Origin of the sequence: Ensifer sp. Root127 (assembly GCF_001425225.1) — a bacterium.
GTDB classification, from domain to species: Bacteria; Pseudomonadota; Alphaproteobacteria; order Rhizobiales; family Rhizobiaceae; genus Ensifer; species Ensifer canadensis.
The window spans coordinates 11,938-32,461 of record NZ_LMDX01000008.1; the positions used below are offsets into that span (position 1 = coordinate 11,938).

Here is a 20,524-nt window from a genome sequence, read left to right on the forward strand (position 1 = left end):
ATGCTCTCGACACTGTTGGACAATCGCCATGCTCGAAGCACCGCTCTCCAGGTCCTGTTGCTCGTGGGCTTTGCCAGTCTTCTTTACTGGCTGTGGTCGAATACCGCGAGCAACCTGGCTGAACGCGGCATTCGCGTAGGATTCGATTACCTGGATCGGCAGGCGAACTTCCCCATCTCGGAAGGCATTCTGCCATACGATCCATCCGACACCTTCGGCTGGGCCTACCTCGTGGGCCTGGCAAATACAGCCGCTATCGCGGTCCTTGCCATCGTCGCCTCGACCATTTTTGGTCTCTTAATTGCCCTGGTTCGCCTGGCCAACAATCCGATCTCCTCCAAAATGGCCGTCGTTTTTGTCGGTGGTGTGCGCAACATGCCGCTGATCGTTCAACTGCTGTTCTGGTACGCACTCGCGACCACGCTTCTTCCGTCCCCGAGACTTGCGTTTAATCCAATCTCGGGCATCTATCTGTCGCTGCGCGGACTTTACCTCCCGTCGCTTTCTCTCGGACCGTACGGCGTCGCTTTGGTCCTTGCCTTCGTGGCAATCACGATGGTTCTCTGGTGTTTGATGAGGGGCCGCTCCCCGCTCGAGAGAAGAATCACACTTGGCGGCGTTCTCGTGGCAGCGATCATATTGGGGACAATCGTCATAGAGCCCTCGGTCAGCTTTCCGGAACTCAAGGGTTTCAACTTCGTCGGCGGTATGCGGCTCTCGCCGGAATTTGCGGCGCTGATGGTCGGCCTCGTCATTTACACATCAGTCTTCATCAGCGAGGTAATCCGCGGTGGGATCGAGGCCGTCTCCCGCGGTCAATGGGAGGCCGGCCGAGCCTTGGGTTTGTCAGAGCGGCAGACGGTGTTCCGGATCATCATTCCCCAGGCGCTCCGCATCATCATCCCCCCGATGACCTCTCAGTACCTCTCGACCGTAAAAAACACGACGCTGGCACTCGCCGTTGGGTATCCGGAACTCGGCCTCGTGGTGGGGACCGTGATCAATCAGACGGGCCAGGCCATCGAAAGCATCGCCATCCTGTTGGCCGTCTTCCTCACGATCAGCATCGCAGTATCGCTGTTCATGAATTGGTACAACTCACATGTAGCATTGGTGACCCGATGACGAGCCTTGCGACAATGAACTACGCCATGGCTGCGACCGAGCTGACGGCGCCGCAGAAAGCACCGCCTGCCAAGCGCATGCCGATCCTGAAGCTTCTGTTTGGCGACATGATGAGCGCCCTCCTTTCACTCGGCGCGGTCGGGGTGATCGTTTCGCTGCTTCCGGCCTTCCGATGGGCCGTAACCGATGCCATCTGGGCGACCGATGATGCTTCCGTTTGCAGGTCGGGCGGAGCCTGCTGGGCGTTCATTGGGGCCAAACTTCGCTTCATCATGTTCGGTCTTTATCCACCCGATCAACAGTGGCGACCTGTCGTGGTGATGTCACTCATCCTTCTCATGATCCTCGTCTCGCTTACTCCTGCGCTCTGGGGAAGAAAGCTCGCACTGGCCTGGACAGGCGCCGTCTGTGCGATGCTTGCTCTCATGTGGGGTGGCTTTGCAGGGCTTCCGCACGTCTCCACCGCAAATTGGGGCGGGCTGCCAGTGACGCTTCTTCTTGCACTGTTGTCTCTCGGGCTTGGCTTTCCCTTTGCGATCTTCCTGGCATTGGGCCGCCGATCGACGCTGCCGATACCGCGCCTTCTTTCGATTGGCCTGATAGAAACGGTACGCGGACTTCCGTTAGTCGGTCTCCTGTTCGTCGCTTCGATCCTGCTGCCTCTGCTCCTACCTCCGGGCTTCGACATCGACAAGCTTGGCCGGACGCTCGCTGCCCTTACGATATTCTCCGCCGCCTATCTTGCGGAGGTCATCCGGGGAGGACTGCAGGCAATCCCGCCTGGGCAGATAGAAGCCGCCAAGGCGCTTGGGATCCCGCATTGGAAGGCGATCCAGCACATTGTTCTGCCGCAGGCGATCCAAAAGGTCATCCCGCCGTTGACCAATACCGCCATCGTCATGGTGAAAAACACCAGCCTCGTCATGATCGTCGGTGTGTTCGATATGCTAAGTGCGGGCCGCTCGGCGGCCATGGACCCGGTTTGGCCGGCTCCTTACACTGAGGCCTATCTGTTCGTCGGCCTGATCTACTTCGCGATCTGCGTCGGTATCTCCTATTACGCCCGTTGGCTCGAGATCCGGGTAAAGGCAAAGGATTATCGCTAATGTCTATCCATGAAGAGCGGGACGTCGATCAACCCGCGATCGTCATTCGAAACTTGGACAAGTGGTACGGAAACTACCATGTCCTGCGCAACGTAGACCTCTCTGTCCAGTCGCGCGAAAGGATCGTGATCTGCGGTCCATCTGGGTCTGGAAAATCTACTCTTATCCGCTGCGTCAACCATCTTGAGGAGCATCAGCGGGGCGAAATCATCGTCAATGGTACCGCGCTCAACGAGAGTTTGAAGAACATCGACACGATCCGGCGCGATGTCGGAATGGTGTTCCAGCACTTCAACCTGTTTCCGCACTTGTCGGTCCTGGAAAATTGCGCACTCCCGCAGATACTGTCGCGCCGGACGCCCCGCAAGGATGCGGAAGAGCGCGCGATGCAGTTCCTGGAACGCGTGCGCATTCCGGAGCAGGCACGTAAATTTCCAGGTCAGCTCTCAGGTGGTCAGCAGCAACGCGTGGCGATCGCCCGCGCACTGTGCATGGCGCCCAAGGTAATGTTGTTCGACGAACCGACATCGGCGCTTGATCCGGAAATGGTCAAGGAGGTGCTCGACACCATGGTGTCTCTCGCCGAAGAAGGCATGACTATGATCGTGGTGACTCACGAAATGGGTTTCGCTCGGCGGGTGGCCAATCGAGTGGTGTTCATGGACCAGGGGATGATTGTCGAAAGCAACGTGCCGGATGCCTTCTTCGATGCGCCGGCAAACGAGAGGACGAGACGCTTTCTCCAGCAGATTGTCCATTAACCTCCACGTTTGCTTGCTGAAGTAGAGGCCCTTGTCGCGACGAGCGACGAGGGCAGGCGGGAGACACATAGAACGCGCTCGGCTTCAGACGTGATTTAAGATCGTGTGGCGAATTTCCTCGAAGGTCTTGATCCGCTCCATAGGGAATAAGTCCTTTCAGGCGGTCCTCCGCATCGCTACGGAGCAGAGATTTCCACTATGCGGAATGTGTTATCGGCGGCCACTGGACCATCCGGCTGGTCAACGGCCTGGAAGCCTTTACCGAGGAAAAACAACTTCTGGTTACTCCAATCGCCAACGCTCCAGCTCAGCCAGAGTGAAGCGCGGCGTGATGTGCTGCGGGCAGTTCCAGTCGAACGCCTCCACCGCGATGAGGACGAGACGCTCCACCCGAGCGGGATAGTCGGGCACGGTCAGCTTTTTCGCCAGCACCGGATCGTCTTCTGCATCGATGACGCGCATGTGACCATAGATTTTCAGGCGCCGCCGTTGCGCGTAGTCCATCAGAAACAGTGAGACGCGGTCATTGGCGCTGACACTGCCTGTTGTGATGTATTGGCGGTTACCGCGAAAATCCGCAAAGCCCAGCATCGATGCGTCAACCGTGGTGAGAAAGCCTGCAGGCCCACCACGGTACTGGACGTAGGGCCAGCCGGTCTCCGAGACACTGGCAAGATAAAAACCGTCGCACGCGCCGATGAAGGCCGTTTCTGCCGGACCGAGGCGCTGGCTCTGCGCAGTTTCGTCTGCGTGAGCGCGCGCGCCGATCCGCGCCCACTGCCCCGCGCTGCATTAGTGCTCCTGTGCGGCCGCTACCGAGGGCGTCGTGGCGATACTGAGATATTTGCTGCTCATTCCGTTCCTAACCTTCTAGCCCGCCGGAGCTAACTTCAATCCTGCAAGGCCCAGTCCGCCACCTCCCAGCGCATCTGCCCACGGTCGGCGACGACACGGCCGAGCCCTGGGAAGGGCATGTGCGTGGCGGCGATCAGCGCGCCTTCCGAGGCTGCGCGGGGGAAAAAGCGGTCGCGCATCGCTTTGGCGGCTGCACGGTCCTGCTCGAACAGGAAGAACACATCGGTCGCTCCCGGATGCACGACCGGAAAGATCATGTCCGACACCATGATGAGGCTCTTCCCTTCATCTTCAACCCGCACGCCGATATGGCCGGGTGTATGACCGGTCAGGTCGACGATCGAGACGCCGCGCACAATTTCACGCTCTCCGTCAATCGCCTGGAGTTTCGGGTAGAGGCGCACCACCTCCTGCGCCATCTTAAAGCTGGTCTGCAGATAATCGGGCGCGCCGCTGCGCTTGGCCGGGTCGGTCCAATGCTTGACGTCGCGACGATCGATGTAGAGCTCCGCCTTGGGGTAGTTGTTCTTGCCTCCGGCGATCAGACCGCCCATGTGGTCCTGATGCATATGCGTCACGATCACCGCGTCGATCTGGTCAAGCTGCAGGCCAAGCGCACCGAGCGCCTGCGGCAGTTTGCCGGTCTGCCCGATCGAGCCCGCTGCACCGGCATCGATCAGGATGCGGCGCTCGCCATCATCGATGAGATACTGGTTGAAGAGGAACCGCACCCCACTCGGCCGGGCGGTGAACTGAGCGACTGCCGCCTGCTCCACCGCGGCCGGGGCGCGTCCCGGAAAATAGTCGAAGGGCATATCGGCATACCCGTCTGTCAGTGCCGTCACCGTGAAGCGACCGATGCGGATCTGCGCCAGTGGCGTAATGCTGACCGGCGTTTTGGTGGTATTCTGCGCTGCGGCAAGGGCCGGTGCGCCACTGATCAGTCCTCCCCCGAGGAAGCCGAGAGGAAGAGCGCTGGCAAAGGCACGACGTGAGAGTTGAGGCATGACGTCTTTCTCCTGATCATTGGCAATACGGGGAGCCGGCCGGCGCCCCCTGGAACGCCACAAAAGCTAGGATGTCCGAAACCAATAGGGTATCCTGCCATTTCAGGAACTTTCCTCTCAATTTCCGGAAGGATACGATGGATCGGTTTGAAGCGATGTCGGTGCTGCTGGCGGTGGTGGACGCCGGCAGCCTCTCGGCTGGAGCGCGGCGATTGCATGCACCGCTCGCCACGGTCAGCCGCAGAGTCGCGGATCTGGAAAAGCACCTTGGCGTGCACCTGGTCCGGCGCACCCGCCGCGGCCTCACCTTGACGGATGAGGGCCGCAGCTTCGTCGCCGCGTCACGTCGTATTCTGGAGGAACTGGACGCGGCAGAACGGCAGGCCAGCGGCGACTATGGCGCGCTGCGTGGAGGGCTGCACGTGACCGCACCGATTGCCTTCGGCGAGCGCCATCTGCTGCCAATAGCTCTGGAGTTCCTGAAGGAGCAACCCGATATCAACCTGCGCCTGACCCTCGCCGATCGGCAGCTAAGTCTGGCAGATGAGCACGTCGACGTGGCCCTGCGGATCGGACACTTGGCCGACAGCGCGCTTATCGCAACGCGCGTCGGCGCCGTACGACGGGTGATCTGCGCGAGCCCCGACTATCTTGCCCGACAAGGCGTTCCGCGTCAGCCGGAAGACCTCAGCCAGCATGACGGAATAAGCTTTCAGGGCTTTGCGACCGCGCCGGAATGGCGCTACCGCCGGGACGGCGCGGCCTTTACCATCGAGCCGCGCCCCAAATTCGCGGTTAATACGACGGAGGCTGCCATTCAGGCCGCAATAGCCGGTATAGGCATTATCCGCGTGCTGTCTTACCAGATCTCCGATCAGTTGCGCTCCGGTGCTCTGCACGAATTGCTGACGGACTTTGCACCGGAACCGCTACCTGTGAACGTTATCCATGGACCAGTGGATCCTCTGCCGCTGAAGGTGCGGTGCTTCCTCGACTGGATCGTCCCAAGCCTACGCACGCAGCTGGCCTACTAGCGTCCCGCTCACGCGCACCACCGTTGATGGCAGTGGGGCGCACCGGTGCGAATGCTGCAAGATGCGGTTGTCCTTCCCTAAGCGCCTAACATGTCGTCTTCAAGGAAAGGGCCAAAGCTATCTCTAAGACTGAAATGGGGGCGCAATGCTACCGGGCCAATTCGGACGCTGGTGACCCGGGCTGCCGTTCGATCCGCGACTAGTGCGCACAAGCTTAACAGCGCGTTATCGTAGCCGAGCTGATCCACGTTGTCCCGTTCCTGCGCTTGGTTTACCCAGGTCTCAATCGGGTTGATCAAGGATGCTGCGAGTGGGATGGGAAGCATTAGAGCTGTGGGGGAAAGACGCGGTTCGCATAGAACGGCTCGCTGGCGGGGTTGCCAATGACGTCTGGAGCGTGCACATCCACGGGCAACTTGCAGTCGGTCGTCTGGGTACCAGGAGCAACGCTGATCTGGCGTGGGAGGTTGAACTCCTCCGGCACCTTGACAGTGAAGGTCTGAGCGTGCCGGTGCCGATCCCGGCGGACGACGGCCGGCTATTCGCGGATGGCCTGATGGTTATGAAATACATGCATGGCGGACCACCCGAGACTGAGGGCGACTGGCGTCGCGTAGCCGAGACCCTGCGCGAACTGCATCGTTTGACGCAAGGCTGGCCGCAGCGCCCAGGGTGGCAATCCTCGACTGACCTCCTGCATGCCGAGACGGGGACGAGGATCGATCTTGCCGCGATGCCGCCAGATGGCGTCGCTCGATGCCGCGCGGCATGGGCACGGCTTATCGGACGTAAGACAAGCGTCGTCCACGGCAATCCCAACAACCCTGCCAACATCCGCATGACCACGGACCGCGTCGCACTGATCGACTGGGATGAGTCGCATATCGACGTCCCCGACCTTGACCTCGTCTTGCCCCATAATGCTGCCAATCTGGAAACCGGGGCGTATGACATCGCCGCGCAAGCATCGGCCGCATGGGAAGCCGCCGTCTGTTGGGATGACGAATACGCGAAACAGCGACTTGCCGAAGTTGGAGCGATCTAAGCGACGATCGCTCATGGCGCATTGATGCCGTCAAAGCTTGGCTTGATCGACGTCTGCTTTCGGGAAGACGCCACCGCGGGCCTACGACCGAAATGGGCGCGCGTAGTAGCCCGTTGAAACGTCACGATTGTGGCATGTCAGTCCGCAAATGCGGCCACGCTCACAGCGGAGCCCCACGCTTCTTAGATTTAGGTGTGCTCCGCCAATTCCAGCGCATCTTCGATGTCCACACCCAAATACCTGACGGTATTTTCGATCTTGGTATGGCCCAATAGGATTTGAATAGCGCGAAGATTGCCTATCGCTTTGTAGATCATTGCGGCCTTCGTGCGCCGGAGCGAATGCGTGCCGTAGTCTTCGCATCGCAACCCGATCGCGGTCACCCATTCATCTACCAATCGAGCGTACTGGCGAGTACACAGATGATCGGTATGGTCAACCCGACTGGGAAAGGCGTAGTCGTCTACTGTTCCGCCTCGCCGCTCAAGCCACGCAAGCAAACTTGCCCTCACGTCCGCCGTGATTTCGAACTGAACCGGACGGCCGGTCTTTTGCTGAACGACCATAGCGCGGGTTCGAATCTCTCGACCTGACTGTCGATTGCGAGATCAAACAGCGCGCGATCTCTCATACGCTCCTCCCGGTCCAGGAAGAAGCGGATTGCCCAAATCTGACGCTGTTTCAGAGACTTCTTGACGCCGACCTTTCGGCCGACGTTCCATGCCGGTCGGCCCAAAGCGGCAGGATCCTCGCTTTCCGTGGATACTCATTTCCGTGTAGCCCACTTCGACGCCGTCAGTCACAAAGAAGGATGACGGCTCGATGGAGGTGGAGATCGCCTGGACATTAGCTGCCACTTGTTGACTCACCCGCGGTTGAACAATAACTTGCGAACTCGGTCGTTAGGCTTGTCCTCACATGACGGATCAATCTCTTCAGCGTCGCCTTGCCGCCATCGTCGTTGCCGATGTGGTGGGATATTCACGCCTGATGGAGGCTGATGAAGTCGCAACGCTGGCGAAACTCAGGGAACTCCGTTCTGGCGTTATCGAGCCGGCTGTGATGCGCCACAACGGTCGCATCTTCAAGGTCATGGGCGACGGATTCTTAATCGAATTCGGTAGCGCGGTGGACGCGGTCGCAGCAGCGTTGGAAATGCAACGGGCCACCACTGCTGTTGAGGCTTCCGGAGACCGGCGCCTGCTTTTGCGTGTAGGCGTCAATCTGGGAGATGTCATTGACGACGGTTCAGACGTCCTCGGCGACGGCGTCAATGTCGCGGCGCGCCTCGAGACGCAGGCCGCACCGGGAGGTATCTGCATTTCAGCCAAAGTTCACGGCGAGATCGTCGGCAAGATCGGCGACCGGTTCTTTGATGCAGGCGAACGCTACCTGAAGAACCTGACGCGCCCGGTCCACGTGTGGCATTGGCCGGATGCGCTGCAGAGCATCTTGCCGCTGCCGGAATGTCCCTCGATCGCTGTATTGCCGTTCACAAATATGAGTGGGGATGAAGCGGACGCGCCCTTCGTCGACGGCTTGACCGAAGACCTGATCACCGACCTTTCCCGTACGGCTGGCCTGTTCGTCATCGCGCGCAATTCCGTGTACGGCTACAAGGGCAAGCCGGTCGACGTACGGCTGGTCGCCCAGGAACTCGGCGTCCGCTACGTCCTCGAGGGGAGCGCCAGACGCGCAATGGGCCGTGTCCGCATCAATGCCCAATTGATCGACGCGCTTGGCGGCCAGCACTTGTGGGCCGACCGGTTTGACAGGACCGTGGAAGATGTTTTCGAATTACAGGATGAAGTTAACGCCAAGATTGTTGAAGCCCTCGTCGGCCGGCTGACCATCCCGACGCAACGCAATCGGCCGAAGAACTTTGAGGCGTACGATCTGTGTGTGCGCGCCCGCCTCCTGACGGAAGAGTCGCCACAAACTGAGCGTGAGGCCTATATGCTGCTCCAACGCGCGGTTAAGCTTGAGCCATCATATGCCGAGGCGCACGGTCTGCTCGCCTATAACCGTTGGCTTGCCTGGACTCATTTCGGCGAGCCCGAAGTCCCTAACCGTCGGATGGCGGCGACGTTCGCGCACAAGGCGGTCGACCTGGATCCCAACGATGCCGGCTGCCGTTACGTTCTGGGGACCATTTTGGCTTATGAGCGGCGATGGGAGGAATCGGAAGCCGCCTTCGCCAAGGCCCTGGAGCTGGACCCCAACCACGCCGACACCTGGGCCGCCATGTCGGACATGTCCGTGCTGGACGGCAGGGTTGCCGACGGACTAGCGCAGATCGAAAAAGCTCTGCGGCTCAATCCCTATCCAACCTGCTGGTATCTATGTCATCTTGGGCAGGCGCAATACGCCGCGCGTGACTATGAGGCGGCAACCGCTACACTCCGCAGGAAAGACACGTATCGTACCAACTCACGCAAATTCCTGGCTGCTGCGCTTGCGCAGTTGGGCCAGCGTGAGGAGGCGCGGCGAGAAGCAGAATTGTTCCTGATTGCCCACCCTCATTTCACGATCGGCCATTGGCTCAGCTCCCAGCCGCTGCGCGATGCATCTGTACGAGACCATTTTGTCGACGGCTTCCGAAAGGCTGGCCTGCCCGAGATGTGACAGCGGGTGGGGACAATCCGGACGCGTTCGAGGACTTGATCAACGGATATGCGCTGCGCGACGGCGGTCTGGCGCCGGTCACGATCTCGGCATCAAGCTCGGCCTGTGTCTTGCGCCAGTTTCCGAGCCAAGATCTTGGACGGGTGCGTGGCCTGTAGGCGATTGGATCATCTACTACGAGCCGCGCAAGGTCGCCGCGACCCGCGGTTACTTTGGTGTTGCCAAGGTGACCGAGGTCATCCCGGACCCGAAGGCATCGAGCATGCATCTCGCACTCATCGAACCGGGTAGCTACCTCGACTTCATCAATCAGGTTCAATTCAGTGGAACAGAGGGTGAGGTCGAGAGTGGCGTTCTAAACGAAGAGGGCCGGATATCGGGCAAGGCACAGTCTGCGGTAAGGCCCATTTGGAGCGCGGACTTCAATCGCATCAATTATTCTCGCTCAGGTTAGCGGACCACCACCACCGAGCGAGGCCAAGTTGGGGACGTTGAGCGTCGACGGCCAACGGAAGACGATGGGTTGGAACCTTCCGGTCCGCATGCGAAGACATATGGCACTGGACGCAGACCAGCGCGACCCGCCCCGGTTTGCGGTCACTGGCGCTGTCCCGAGGGAGGCGCCCGGGGCAGAGGGACCCCAACGGGAATCCGATGCACTAAACGGTGCTGAAGCGGCGCGACGGCCTTCGCCTTGACGTGGGCATTTTTCCCCAACATAGGATCAAGCAAGAAAACGTGGTAAGCGCCAGCCAAAGGGAAAATAATCGTGAGTGAGCCGACCGTAGCAGATGCAACAAACCGCATTTATGAATCGCTCCAGGCGGACAATGCCGACATCGATGTGCATATCGCGACCCTCAAGGAAGCGTTGGTGCGGGCAGGTTTGAAAGAGGCCGTGTTCGACCCTGCTAAGCTCATGCAAAATAATCGTTCTGGCAGGAAGTTTATGCAGGCCTACTTTCGCCAGCGCGGCGTGACGGTGAAGTTCTCGGCTTCATGAAGCTTCCATTGACGCCAGACAGGTCGCATTTGGACGGCCGGATCACCTTCAATGGCCTGACACCCAAGTTTTGACCCCGCCGCCGTTCCGGGCGGGCTGCCCAAGCAATTGGGTAGCGATCGGCCATAAATCAGTCATTCCAGCCCGGCCAAGTTCATATCTTGCCCAATGAACTTGTAACAGAGGGAAATGGTAAAAAACTGGGTCATTGGTTCTGATCCCATCAAGGCGAGGGACGCACCCGGACGGGGCGATATGTTGCCGGCTTCCGGCCGACTAAGTCGGGTGGAGTGCATTCGCGTTACTGCCTTTGCTCTGAACGCCGAGGAAGCGTTAGGAGCGTAGTCTTGGCCAGCGTGATCCCTGCGTCTCAATTGGGGCCGACGGCAGACCGTCTGGTTTCGGTCCCAGTAATAAGATTAGCTGACAAACGCGCAGCGAGGCCACTATGAGCGCAGCGCTTCTGTCGTGCGAGATGGAGTTCTTGTGCTCTACCGACGCACGCACACCTTTTTAAGCATCGACTCGAACTACGGGACGGGGCCGGGAGCCGCGCCCCCAGCCCCTGCTGTTCTTGCTGAACTCCAGAAGGTCGGCGTTCAGCACATCAGCGTTTACTGTCAGCATCCCGTGCGAGACACCGGGATAGGTCTTCAACGAACCGTTCGGCGGCGATCGGAACGACCGGGTCGTGATCACCGTGCCGCACCAGCGTCGGCACGGTGATCGCCTTGAGGTCATCGGTCTGGTCGGTTTCCGAGAAGGCCTTGATGCCATCGTAGTGCGCCTTGGCGCTCCCATCATGCCCTGCCGCCACCAGTTCTGGAGCACGCCTTCATGGACCGCCGCGCCCTCGCGGTTGAAGCCGTAGAACGGGCCTGACGGGACGTCGCGGAAGGAGACTGTGAACGGTTGCAGGCCAGTGCCGTCCGGAAGCCGTCGAAGACCTCCATGGGCGGCCTTCGGGCTTGTCGTCGGTCTTCAGCATCAGCGGCGGAATGGCGGCGACGAGGACGGCTTTGGCCACCCGGCCCGGGTCAGCCTTCGCTCGGCACCGGCGTGTTGAGAAGCTGCTGCTCCCAAAGATACGCGATGCCGCTGCCGCCGAAGTGCTGGATGAGAATCTCGGTCAGCTCCTCGACATGCTCGGTGCGCGCCCAATCGCGTTGCCATTCGCCAGCGAGCGCCATCACGGTCATCACGTTCGCGCCGGCCGCGATCATTCGCTGGATGGCGACTTCGTGAGACTCCTTCGAAATCCCGCCCGACGCGTCGGTGATCACGGTGACGTCCCAGCCTTCGCCGGCGGCGTGGATGACAGGCATGGCAACGCAGACCTCGGTCCACAGTCCGGCGATGATCAGTTGCTTGCGGCCGGTCGCCTTGACGACGTTCACCACATTCTCGTCCTGCCAGGTGTTCACCCAGGTGCGATCGATGACTTCCTGTCCAGGGAACACGTCGGTGATCTGCTTAAAGAGAAGTCCACCGCGCGCCGCGATCACGCTGGTGAGAATGGTCGGAACATTGAAGGCTCTTGCCAGCTTCGCCAGCGCGGTCGTGTTGTTGACCACCATATGCGGATCGTGGCTGTTCAGGTTCGCGAGTTGATAAGGTTGGTGATCGATCAGAACGAGGACGGAATCTTCGGGACGAAGAAGCGAATCGAGGCCGTTACGAGGGGGCATCAAGACTTCCTTTCTCTGCCGCTATGGACGGCGATGGGTTCACGGGAGACATGCGCCAGCGGGTGACGTTGCCTGGACGCAATTTGCTGTTCCTTTTGGTGGCGCGGTAGTGCCATAGTCGGGCAAGCTGTGTCGCGAAATAAGGAACGCCGGAATGGACATCGAAGACCTACAGACATTCGTCGCAGTGGCCGATGCCGGGGGCGTATCGGCCGCCGCGCGCCGGCTTGGCGTCTCCAAATCGATCGTCAGTCGGCGACTCTTCCGGGTCGAAGCGGAGCTTGGCGTCCAGCTTCTTGCACGAACGACCCGCGGCGCCGCGCTCACGGAAGCGGGAATCACGTTCAGGGACCATGCGGCCAGAGCCAGCGCCGAGATCGACACCGCCAAGGAAACAATCCTCCCCACCGGTGAGTTGCGCGGCCGCCTGAGGGTTGCCATGCCGCTTACGTTCGGCCCGACCCACTTCGCCCCCGTGCTTGCGGACATGGCGCGCCAGCACCCGCAGCTTCACATCCATACCTCGTACAGCGATCGCTTCGTCGATCTCATCGCAGAAGGTTTTGATTGCGCGATTCGGAGTGCCTACCTCCAAGACTCAAACCTGATCGCGAAGCGCGTTGGGCCGATCCATGGCAAGCTTGTCGCCAGCCCGGATTACATCAAAGCGCACGGGTCACCCGAGACCCCGGACGAACTCGTCACCCATCAGGCCCTCATGCAGGGAACGGAAGCCTGGCAGTTCATGGATGGCGACAAGATCGTCACGGTTCAGCCGCAGGGCAGGTTCAAGGCCGACAGCGCCACGGCGCTTGCCGCTGCGGCGGCGGCAGGTCTCGGCATCGCCTGGCTCCCCGATTGCATCACATATGGATATGTGGCCTCCGGCGCTCTGGTCCCGATCATGACCCGCTATCCGGTCCCTCCGGGGGCGGCGTATGTCGTCCGCCCGCCGGGTCAGCATCCCACGCGGAAAGTGCGTGTGCTTACCGAAATGCTGACCGAGTACTTCAAACGGAACCCGGACGTTTGGGGTCTCGACCGTTAAAACACGGGGCGAAGCCTTATCAATGAATTGCGTTCGACGGTCGCTCCACTGCGAGCCGCCGAGCGTGACGACATTGCCCACACGTTCCACTTACTGACCCAGCTTTCGCTGGGCTCCGGAGCCTGGGGCTGCCTTGGTTGATTATGCAATGGTTGACTGGCTGTTTTCGGGGCGAAGCCCAATCGACCTCAACGATTAGCGTGGGCGCGCAAAGCGGCCATCCGCTATGCCGCTGGCGACAGTCAAAAGCGATCAGGAATCCCGTTCAGGCTTTGCGGCGGAAAGGCAGGAAAGGGCCAGCGGATCTGTTCTCACAAGCCCTGTGCGCCACGCCGATGCCCACGCCCAGGAGGTTCAATAGAAACTGGGTAGATGTAACCCAGACGACAGACGCGGACTGGCAAGTGGGCGACAGCGTTGATCTTGGTGAATATCACAGGCGTGTCATCGACACCGCGCGGACGACGATCTCGTCTTGCTTGAAGCGGCGCTCGAGTTCCTTGCGGTAGTCGGCCCACCAATTCTGGTCCAGCTCGACGGCCATCACCTCCGCAATTATAATAACGTCCTTTTCCACCGCCCCTTCGTCTTCCCACAAACCCTCCGCAGGGGCGTTACGGTAGAGCGTGGCTCCGCCAAAACGAGTTGTCAGCTGGTCGCGGACCTCCGCGAATCTCTTCGAAGAATCGCGTTTGTTGCCGACAAGCGGCAAAAATATCTGGATCAAATGCATCGCCTTTTCCTCCGACCCGATGTCCCAGGTTTTCCAAGGCGGACCATCACCCGCCTCGGCGACGCGCGGTGCAATTAGCCTTCGGCGTTTGGGTTCGGCATGGGTCCGTTCGATCCGAAGTTGCTCCCGTCGTTCGTACGATTGTCTTCAACTTCGAACCTCCCTCGACATGGCTGTCCGCTCAGTGAATCCTCGAGACCTGATAAAGTTCCGGTCCGCGACCTATCAGGCGAGAACATGACGCGATGGAAGTAATGGGTTCACATGGTCGCTGTGCACTGGCCAAAAGGGTTATGGTCGGTTCAGGAGCGGCTGGCCTGCGCTTGGCGAGCCTGCGGACATGCGCCCTTCACTCTATACCGCGCGGGTTTGAAGCTGGGCAGGATCGTTCCGAACGTCGAATGGGAAGCGGCCTTCCAATATCGCGGAGGAGGGAGGACAAGCTTCGTCTTTATCTGGAGCAGGTAGTCGCAGAACTGTCGAGCGTTAGCGGAAAGCACATCGACGTCGCGATCGATCTGCCGCCTGAGCCATTGTTCGTGGATGCCGGGCGTGTTGGACAGTTGGTCTCCAATCTGCTCGGAAACGCCCTGTCTCATGGAGCGGAAGACAAGCCCGTTGAGCTATCTGCGCAAGTGGTCGAAGAATCCGTGATTATTTCCGTCTCAAAAGGTTGCGTTCCCATTCCGCCCGATCTTCCAACCCTTCTTCCATGGCGAAGACCCCGGGGGACGTCACGAGCAGGGGTTGGGTCTTGGACTGGACATCGCTTCCGAGATCGCAAAAGCCCACGGCGGAACGGTTACAGTCTCGTCGTTGAACGAGAAAACCACTTTCGAGGTCAGGATGCCCGTCAGTTCGCAAGCCGAAGAGCCAGGAGCGGAATAATCCGTCAGGTGAAGTGTACCTGAAAACACTCGCGTGAGACGTTTGGAATTGGGTGGAATGCTGCCAGTGGCACTACAGCCCCCACAGTGATGTGTGGCAATAAAGTGCGGCGTGGCTCCACCTTGAATTCTGCGGGTCGCGTTGGGCCGCTGGCGTGGGCCCGTGGTCAAGCCTTCGGATTGCCATGGCAGAAAGGAATAGGCCGACCCGTCGGAATGAGTAGACCTCGTTCCGCAATGTCAGAATGCGGCGTTCAGCGCCTTTTCCTCATCAGTTCACTTGATGAGCCGCGCCGGCTCGGACACTCAAGACGCTGTCGTTGATATGGTCGCCTACGACGAGCAATGAAGGCCAGAGCCTTGCCGGGCCGCCCGTTCGAACAACTGGGGCGCAAGTCGCGTCCTCCAAATCGGGAGACCCGCATGGACAGTGCAAAGGACAAAGTTGGGGGCAAGGCCAATAAGCTCGGTGGTAAGGCCAAGCAAGCCGCAGGCGCGGCACAAGAGGCAAGGCGCGGTGCCCAGCAAGCCAAAGGAAAGCTAAAGGACGCAGTTAAAGTTGCCGTAGACGAGGCTTAAAGCATTGAAGCTGCCGTGCGAACCTGTTCTTGCGCCTGCCGAACAGTATCTCTTGCCGCCCGTTGCGGGCACGGAACATACCATTGGTCCTCGCAAGCGCTTATGACTGACGGACCAGCATGCCGGCACGTGTGCATTCCTCCGGCGGCCGAGTGCCTTCATTCCTTCCCATCGAGGAAGAAGCGCACCATTTGACAAGAGGCATCCGGACCATGCGGGTCCGTATACGTTCCCGAGGGATTGCCGCCGGACCAGGCATGACCGGCGCCCTCTACCAGCCAGTATTCGACCGCCGGGCTTCCACCGGAATCTGCTACGATGGTTCTTGTATAGATCCGCCCGCTCGCGGAGCGGCCGGATTCCTTACGGACCGCGCATCGCGCGTCGGTAGGCGCTGCCTCGGCGACGATCCGATCGGCGTTGGAGGGATGGACCGTCCGATCAGCACCTCCCTGGAAGACGATCGTCCGGAGACGGTGACCATTAGCGAGCCGCTTCGGATCGGATGCAAGACCGCCGTCGCCGCGCATCGCGGAGAAGGCTGAAATGACGTCGTTGGCCGATCCGTAGGCCAGGCCGGAATGGATCCCCGCGGCCGAATAGAGATCGGGATAGGTCTCGCCCATGACCGCCGCCATTGCTCCCCCTGCCGATAAGCCTGCCACGAAGACCCGGCTGCGATCGAGGCCGAATTCCGACATGATCTCCTTGGTGATTCCGGCAATGATCGAGGGTTCTCCCCCGTCGCGCATTTGGTCGGTGGGCCTGAACCAATTCCAGCAGGACGACGCATTGTCAGCACCGCTTTGACGGGGATACGCGACCATGAGACCGTGCGCCTCGGCAACCGCGTTCATGTCCGTTCCTGCAGCAAAATCTTCGGGATCCTGCTTACAGCCATGGAGCATGACGACAAGGCCGCGCGGCCGATCGGGTGCGGACGCGGGAACGTAGAGCCTGTAGCTTCGCGAACCCGCGGGGCAGGTGAAGGATCGTGCCAAGAACTGTGCCCCATCCGAGATGACGGGTTCTCGGACCTGTCTTGCCGTGCCCGGCAGGCCGACGTCGTGTAGCGATCCGAAGACGCCCCGCGCCAGCCGACTCTCGCTCAAAATCCGTACCGTTTCTCGCAAGGGCTTCCGCAACCTCGGCGACGAGGTGCCATTGCCAACCTTTTGGGCGGGCTCTTCGGCATCAGACCGTGTCGGTGGCTCGATGATCTCGGCATCCGGATCGACCGGGAAGGGGGCGGAACGCTGAATTGGCCGCGGTGGCGTGATGTCCGATGACGAGATGCGAGTATCGGAGACCGATCGGCCGGCCAGCGCATCCTGGATCACGCGTGTCGCCTCGGCGACGTTCAAGGCGCGCGTGGACCGTAGCGCACGGCGCATGGCCGTTTCAAAATCGTCATTCATGGCGTTGTCCTTCTTGGTCGGGCCGCAGTTTTACCGGATGCGTTCGGCCAGCGCTAATTTCAACTCGGTGCTGGCCTGGAGGGCGCCGAGCACGGTGATGGATTCAATTGTTGCCAGAGCAAGTTCTGGTGTGACGTCGGACGCGATGCGGGCAAGCCCGACCACCCTGATGTGAACTCTTTCGCCGGCCGCCTTCAACGATTCCAATTCCGCTCTGCTGTAATCGCGCAAACCCAGTTCCAGCCTGTGCCGAACGATCGACTGCTTGACGGCCTCGGCCTCGGCCGTGAGCTGGTTGCGGATCGCTGTTCGGATGAAATCGCTGCGATTGGAATAGCATCCTTCCTGCACGAGAACGTCGATGCGACCGAGATCGACATAACCGAGATTTATGGTGATCTTCTCAGATTCACCACCTCTGTCGCGTAAGAAATTGTCTTTCATGCCATCCACTCGCCATCCAACTGGATGGTATATGGATGTACTCGCAGTCTGTTGCAAGAGCTGGTGCTAGAAGGAAGCGCGGTTCCGGCCAGGACGATCTGGCCGAACTCTCCCGGCGAGGTCTCATTGGGATAAGAGCCGAGTTGGAAGCGATCGCGCTGTCGCAGTGTTCGGCCCGTTGTGCCTCAAAGGGCATTCCGGATCGGCTGGCACCCAGGGCCGGCAAGAAGGCGGTGGAATAGCTGACGTAGGGAGCGATACCGTTGTCGAAGAGATAGGAGAGGCCGGCCCGCCACGTCACTTCGCGATCATCGTTGGAGACGGTCGGCCGACCCGGAGCCAGGCGGTTTTGGGTATCAATGTCCGAGAGATCGTAGCGCAGGCCGACCGTCCCTACCCAGTTGTCGTAGCGGATCTGGTCCTGGGCATAGAAGCCGACCTGCCGTTGCTTCTGCAGGCCAGAGCGCTGGATGGCCGGGACTGGTATCGGTGCGGTGCCGTAGACCGGGTCGAGATAGTCGAGGGGCGGTACTCCGACAGTGCCGTTGCCGAAATTGGTCGACGAATCGGCCCGGAGGACGTCGATGCCGAAGAGAGCCGTGTGATCGAGGGCACCGGTATCGAAACGGGCTTCCAGTTGGGTGTCGACGTTGAAGCTTGTCAGCCAATCATCCGACACTGCCGAAGCCCGATTGAGGGTATGGCCGTCGGGCCGATAGGCGAAGGCCGGGTTGACGAGGGCGAGGAACATGTTCTGGCTCGCGCGGCCGTAGCGCAGGTTCTGACGCACGCTCCAGGTGTCGTTGAACTCGTGGGAAAATTCGTATCCGAGCGTATAGAAATCGCGTTCAAAGATGCTGGCGTTGGGATCGCCGAGATAGAGCTCCCGTGGGATCTGTCCGAATGAATTGTCGATCAGTGTCCCGATCGCCGGGTAGAAACGAGGGTTGAAGTCCTTCGGGCGATCCTTCTGATAGTAGCCATAAAGAGTGAGTTGTGTCTGGTCGGTCGGTGCCCAGGTCAGGCTCGGCGCAAGCATGAGCTGGCGTTCTTGCTCTCGATCGATCTGGCTGCCCATGTTCTTTCCGAGTCCGGTAAGCCTGTAGGTCCAGTCGCTTCCTTCGCTGACCGGTCCTGTGAAGTCGAACATCCCTTCGATGCCACCGAAAGACGAGGTCTGGATGCCTACCTCGTTATGGCGCTCCGGTTGCGGCCGCTTGCTGACCTGGTTGACGAGCCCCCCTGGGACCGCCCGGCCGTAGAGAACCGACGCCGGCCCCTTGATGACGTCGATGCGCTCAAGTGCGTAGGGGTTCACGGCCGGAGTGGCATAGTTGTTGGGGTCGCCCGGAAGCACCAGTCCGTCGAGCCACATCGTACCGTAGGTGTTGAAGCCGCGGATATAGAGCCAGTCGTAACGGATGTCGTAGCCGTTGCTCTCAGTCAACACACCCGGAGTGTATCGCAGCGCCTCCGAAACGGTGTTCACCCCTTGCTCCTCCATCTGGGCACGCGTGACGACGCTGATGGCCTGTGGCGTCTCGAGGAGAGAAGTATCGGTCTTTGACGCGCTGAGGCTTCGCTTGGCGACAATCCCATTGTCCGGCCCCCTTGGGTTGTCCTTAGAAGCAGTTACGGTGATCGCCGCGAGCCGGGTTCCCGGGGCCGCATCCTGTGCCAACACAGGTGCCGCGAGACCGATGACGCCAGCAAATGTCGAGGCAAAAAGGGTCTCTTTGCCGTGCGCAGCGAACGTGCGTGCACGCTCTTTCGCGTCGCGTCTTTTGCCAGCGACGCCGGAATGGCTGCATCTCGACGCGCTCGATGAAGTCGCCGACACCAAGGGCGGCGAAAGGCTTCTCCGCGAACACCTCTTCGAACATCGCTGGACCGTCACTCCTCGCCTGATAGAGATCGTTCGCCAGATCTTCGCGCCCCCACCGCTTTTGCCCGCAATGCGCGACCTCTATCTCGAAAGCCGCGCCGTGGAACTCGTGGCAGAAACGATGGCAGCGGCATTGCAGGCGAGCCGGCGTGATCCGACCGGCATGATTCTGACGCGGCAGGACGCCATTTGCCTCGATCGCGCCAAGAATTACGTCGCAGCGCGATGGGCCAACCCGCTCAATGTTGAAGTGATCTCGCGTGCCGCCGGTATCAGCGCGAGCGGCCTGCAGCGTCTTTTCCGAATCGCGGAGAACCAGAGCGTGCTCGAATATGTGCGCAAACTGAGACTGGCACAGGCCTTCGCGGCCTTGAGCAACGGCGAAGCCACTGTCCTGGAGGCCAGTCTTGTTGCGGGCTATTCTTCCGCGGCCAACTTCGCGACGGCCTTCCGCCGGCAGTTCGGCATCACGCCAAGTCACCTGATGCGACGGTCCGAAAGCCGCCATTGGCCGAAGTCTTCGCAAGCAGTGTAGTTTACATCATCATCGAAAAAGAACCTCTCGGGCCGGCTTGCCGTGCTTGCGCGCATCTGCCAGCCCCGCAACCGGAGAGTTTGGCTACCTAGTTATGGGAAGGCGGCCGCTCGTTCCGTTCTGGCGATCGGCTATCCCCTCGTCATGGTGATGGCGGCGATACCCGCACTGGTGATGGTATCCGGCCGATACGATGGTCGTCATGATGAAGCCTTGACTGCCGAACCTTGCGCTGGTCGTTCTCGCTGGAACTGGCCGAACACTGGTCGGCGATCTCACTCTGAACAGCAAACAAGTCTTTGACGGGCCGATCCCAGCGCTCCGACCAGACGCGGATCCCTGAAGTTGCACAAGCCGCGCGTATACGCGAATGCGCGGGCCTTGGCGTTGGATTGAACCTAAAGAACATAGCCAACTTTCAGGTCCCGCCCGATTTGTCGAATGTCAGCCTTGCCTTGTTAGGGCTCATCGGCCGCTCTAAGACGAGTGAGCAAGCCAGTAATCGCGATGGGCGGAACCGGAGGGAAAAGAGGCGGCACAAACGCCTGTCTAGTTCGCCATCTAGGGCGGTTTCCACGAAGCGACCTAGTCGCCCGTTGGTGTTGGGGTCTTTGTTGACCATGGCTTCCCAAGTCGATTGTTGTGCTGAAGTTAAACAGCACTACGTCTTAATAAGCGAAACGGCATTTTTGTTAATTAACGCATTCGCTTAATTAGCGATAGAGCAATAGAAGCTGGTTCGAATC

General features: G+C 60.1%; 16 protein-coding genes and 4 pseudogenes. 11 read left to right on the forward strand and 9 right to left on the reverse strand.

Annotation, left to right across the window (positions count from 1 at the left end; translation table 11 throughout):
• From ASD03_RS10785 to ASD03_RS10795, 3 genes are read left to right on the forward strand one after another with little or no spacing between them, the layout of a single operon-like run.
• A complete protein-coding gene (locus ASD03_RS10785; RefSeq protein WP_057213376.1) occupies nucleotides 1-1,125 on the forward strand; it encodes an ABC transporter permease subunit in 1,125 nt (374 codons plus the stop codon).
• Nucleotides 1,122-2,231, forward strand: coding sequence for an amino acid ABC transporter permease (locus ASD03_RS10790; protein ID WP_057213379.1), 1,110 nt, complete (start codon nucleotides 1,122-1,124; stop codon nucleotides 2,229-2,231). The genes ASD03_RS10785 and ASD03_RS10790 overlap by 4 nt, the downstream gene beginning before the upstream one ends.
• On the forward strand, nucleotides 2,231-2,992 hold the full coding sequence (locus tag ASD03_RS10795) for an amino acid ABC transporter ATP-binding protein (RefSeq protein WP_057213382.1): 762 nt from the start codon (nucleotides 2,231-2,233) through the stop codon (nucleotides 2,990-2,992). The genes ASD03_RS10790 and ASD03_RS10795 overlap by 1 nt, the downstream gene beginning before the upstream one ends.
• A 282-nt stretch (nucleotides 2,993-3,274) precedes the next feature.
• On the opposite strand, the pseudogene ASD03_RS10800 reads toward ASD03_RS10795, so the two are convergent.
• Both ASD03_RS10800 and ASD03_RS10805 read right to left on the reverse strand, forming a co-directional pair.
• Nucleotides 3,275-3,847, reverse strand: a pseudogene (locus tag ASD03_RS10800) (pyridoxamine 5'-phosphate oxidase family protein).
• A 35-nt stretch (nucleotides 3,848-3,882) separates the two neighbouring features.
• Nucleotides 3,883-4,854 carry an MBL fold metallo-hydrolase gene (locus ASD03_RS10805; protein ID WP_057213386.1) on the reverse strand — a complete coding sequence of 324 codons (972 nt, stop codon included), beginning with the start codon at nucleotides 4,852-4,854 and terminating at the stop codon, nucleotides 3,883-3,885.
• A gap of 137 nt (nucleotides 4,855-4,991) precedes the next feature.
• Here ASD03_RS10805 and ASD03_RS10810 point away from each other — a divergent pair, with 137 nt between their 5' ends.
• Both ASD03_RS10810 and ASD03_RS10820 read left to right on the forward strand, forming a co-directional pair.
• Nucleotides 4,992-5,888, forward strand: a complete 897-nt coding sequence (locus ASD03_RS10810) for a LysR family transcriptional regulator (protein WP_057213388.1) — start codon at nucleotides 4,992-4,994, stop codon at nucleotides 5,886-5,888.
• Nucleotides 5,889-6,198: 310 nt separating this feature from the next.
• Nucleotides 6,199-6,933: a phosphotransferase gene (locus ASD03_RS10820; protein ID WP_057213704.1), complete on the forward strand. Its 735-nt coding sequence runs from the start codon at nucleotides 6,199-6,201 to the stop codon at nucleotides 6,931-6,933.
• 188 nt (nucleotides 6,934-7,121) lie between these two features.
• Here the strand turns inward: ASD03_RS10820 and ASD03_RS10825 are convergent.
• A pseudogene (locus ASD03_RS10825) lies at nucleotides 7,122-7,669 on the reverse strand (tyrosine-type recombinase/integrase).
• A gap of 182 nt (nucleotides 7,670-7,851) precedes the next feature.
• Between ASD03_RS10825 and ASD03_RS10830 the strand changes: the two are divergent.
• The 3 genes and pseudogenes from ASD03_RS10830 (at nucleotide 7,852) to ASD03_RS10840 (ending at nucleotide 10,561) form a co-directional block, all read left to right on the forward strand.
• A complete protein-coding gene (locus ASD03_RS10830) occupies nucleotides 7,852-9,558 on the forward strand; it encodes an adenylate/guanylate cyclase domain-containing protein (protein ID WP_057213394.1) in 1,707 nt (568 codons plus the stop codon).
• A 116-nt stretch (nucleotides 9,559-9,674) separates the two neighbouring features.
• Nucleotides 9,675-9,991: pseudogene (locus ASD03_RS40375) on the forward strand (restriction endonuclease); the annotation flags it as partial.
• 333 nt (nucleotides 9,992-10,324) lie between these two features.
• A complete protein-coding gene (locus tag ASD03_RS10840) occupies nucleotides 10,325-10,561 on the forward strand; it encodes a hypothetical protein (RefSeq protein ID WP_107027993.1) in 237 nt (78 codons plus the stop codon).
• Between the two features lie 513 nt (nucleotides 10,562-11,074).
• Here ASD03_RS10840 and ASD03_RS10845 read toward each other — a convergent pair.
• Nucleotides 11,075-11,594, reverse strand: a pseudogene (locus ASD03_RS10845) (alpha/beta hydrolase); the annotation flags it as partial.
• 4 nt (nucleotides 11,595-11,598) lie between these two features.
• The gene (locus ASD03_RS10850; RefSeq protein ID WP_057210146.1) at nucleotides 11,599-12,249 is read right to left on the reverse strand and encodes a hydrolase; all 651 of its coding nucleotides are present in this window, start codon (nucleotides 12,247-12,249) and stop codon (nucleotides 11,599-11,601) included.
• Between the two features lie 154 nt (nucleotides 12,250-12,403).
• Here ASD03_RS10850 and ASD03_RS10855 point away from each other — a divergent pair, with 154 nt between their 5' ends.
• Nucleotides 12,404-13,297, forward strand: a complete 894-nt coding sequence (locus ASD03_RS10855) for a LysR family transcriptional regulator (protein ID WP_057213400.1) — start codon at nucleotides 12,404-12,406, stop codon at nucleotides 13,295-13,297.
• A gap of 433 nt (nucleotides 13,298-13,730) precedes the next feature.
• Here the strand turns inward: ASD03_RS10855 and ASD03_RS10860 are convergent, their stop codons facing one another.
• Nucleotides 13,731-14,030 carry a hypothetical protein gene (locus ASD03_RS10860; protein WP_057210148.1) on the reverse strand — a complete coding sequence of 100 codons (300 nt, stop codon included), beginning with the start codon at nucleotides 14,028-14,030 and terminating at the stop codon, nucleotides 13,731-13,733.
• A 1,310-nt stretch (nucleotides 14,031-15,340) separates the two neighbouring features.
• Between ASD03_RS10860 and ASD03_RS37500 the strand changes: the two genes are divergently transcribed.
• Entirely contained in the window at nucleotides 15,341-15,496 is a 156-nt protein-coding gene (locus ASD03_RS37500) for a CsbD family protein (protein WP_082555651.1), read from the forward strand.
• Between the two features lie 158 nt (nucleotides 15,497-15,654).
• Here the strand turns inward: ASD03_RS37500 and ASD03_RS10870 are convergent, their stop codons facing one another.
• The 3 genes from ASD03_RS10870 to ASD03_RS10880 are packed head-to-tail and all read right to left on the reverse strand — an operon-like array spanning nucleotide 15,655 to nucleotide 19,198.
• Complete coding sequence (locus tag ASD03_RS10870; RefSeq protein WP_057213406.1) at nucleotides 15,655-16,914, reverse strand: PHB depolymerase family esterase; 1,260 nt, start codon at nucleotides 16,912-16,914, stop codon at nucleotides 15,655-15,657.
• Between the two features lie 30 nt (nucleotides 16,915-16,944).
• Entirely contained in the window at nucleotides 16,945-17,358 is a 414-nt protein-coding gene (locus tag ASD03_RS10875) for a hypothetical protein (RefSeq protein WP_057213409.1), read from the reverse strand.
• Nucleotides 17,324-19,198, reverse strand: coding sequence for a TonB-dependent siderophore receptor (locus ASD03_RS10880; RefSeq protein WP_347376840.1), 1,875 nt, complete (start codon nucleotides 19,196-19,198; stop codon nucleotides 17,324-17,326). Before ASD03_RS10880 ends, ASD03_RS10875 begins: the two co-directional genes overlap by 35 nt.
• On the opposite strand from ASD03_RS10880, the gene ASD03_RS10885 reads away from it, so the two are divergent.
• Nucleotides 19,113-19,778: an AraC family transcriptional regulator gene (locus ASD03_RS10885; RefSeq protein ID WP_244494294.1), complete on the forward strand. Its 666-nt coding sequence runs from the start codon at nucleotides 19,113-19,115 to the stop codon at nucleotides 19,776-19,778. The two genes, ASD03_RS10880 and ASD03_RS10885, sit on opposite strands and share 86 nt — an antisense overlap.
• Nucleotides 19,779-20,524 lie beyond the last annotated feature (746 nt).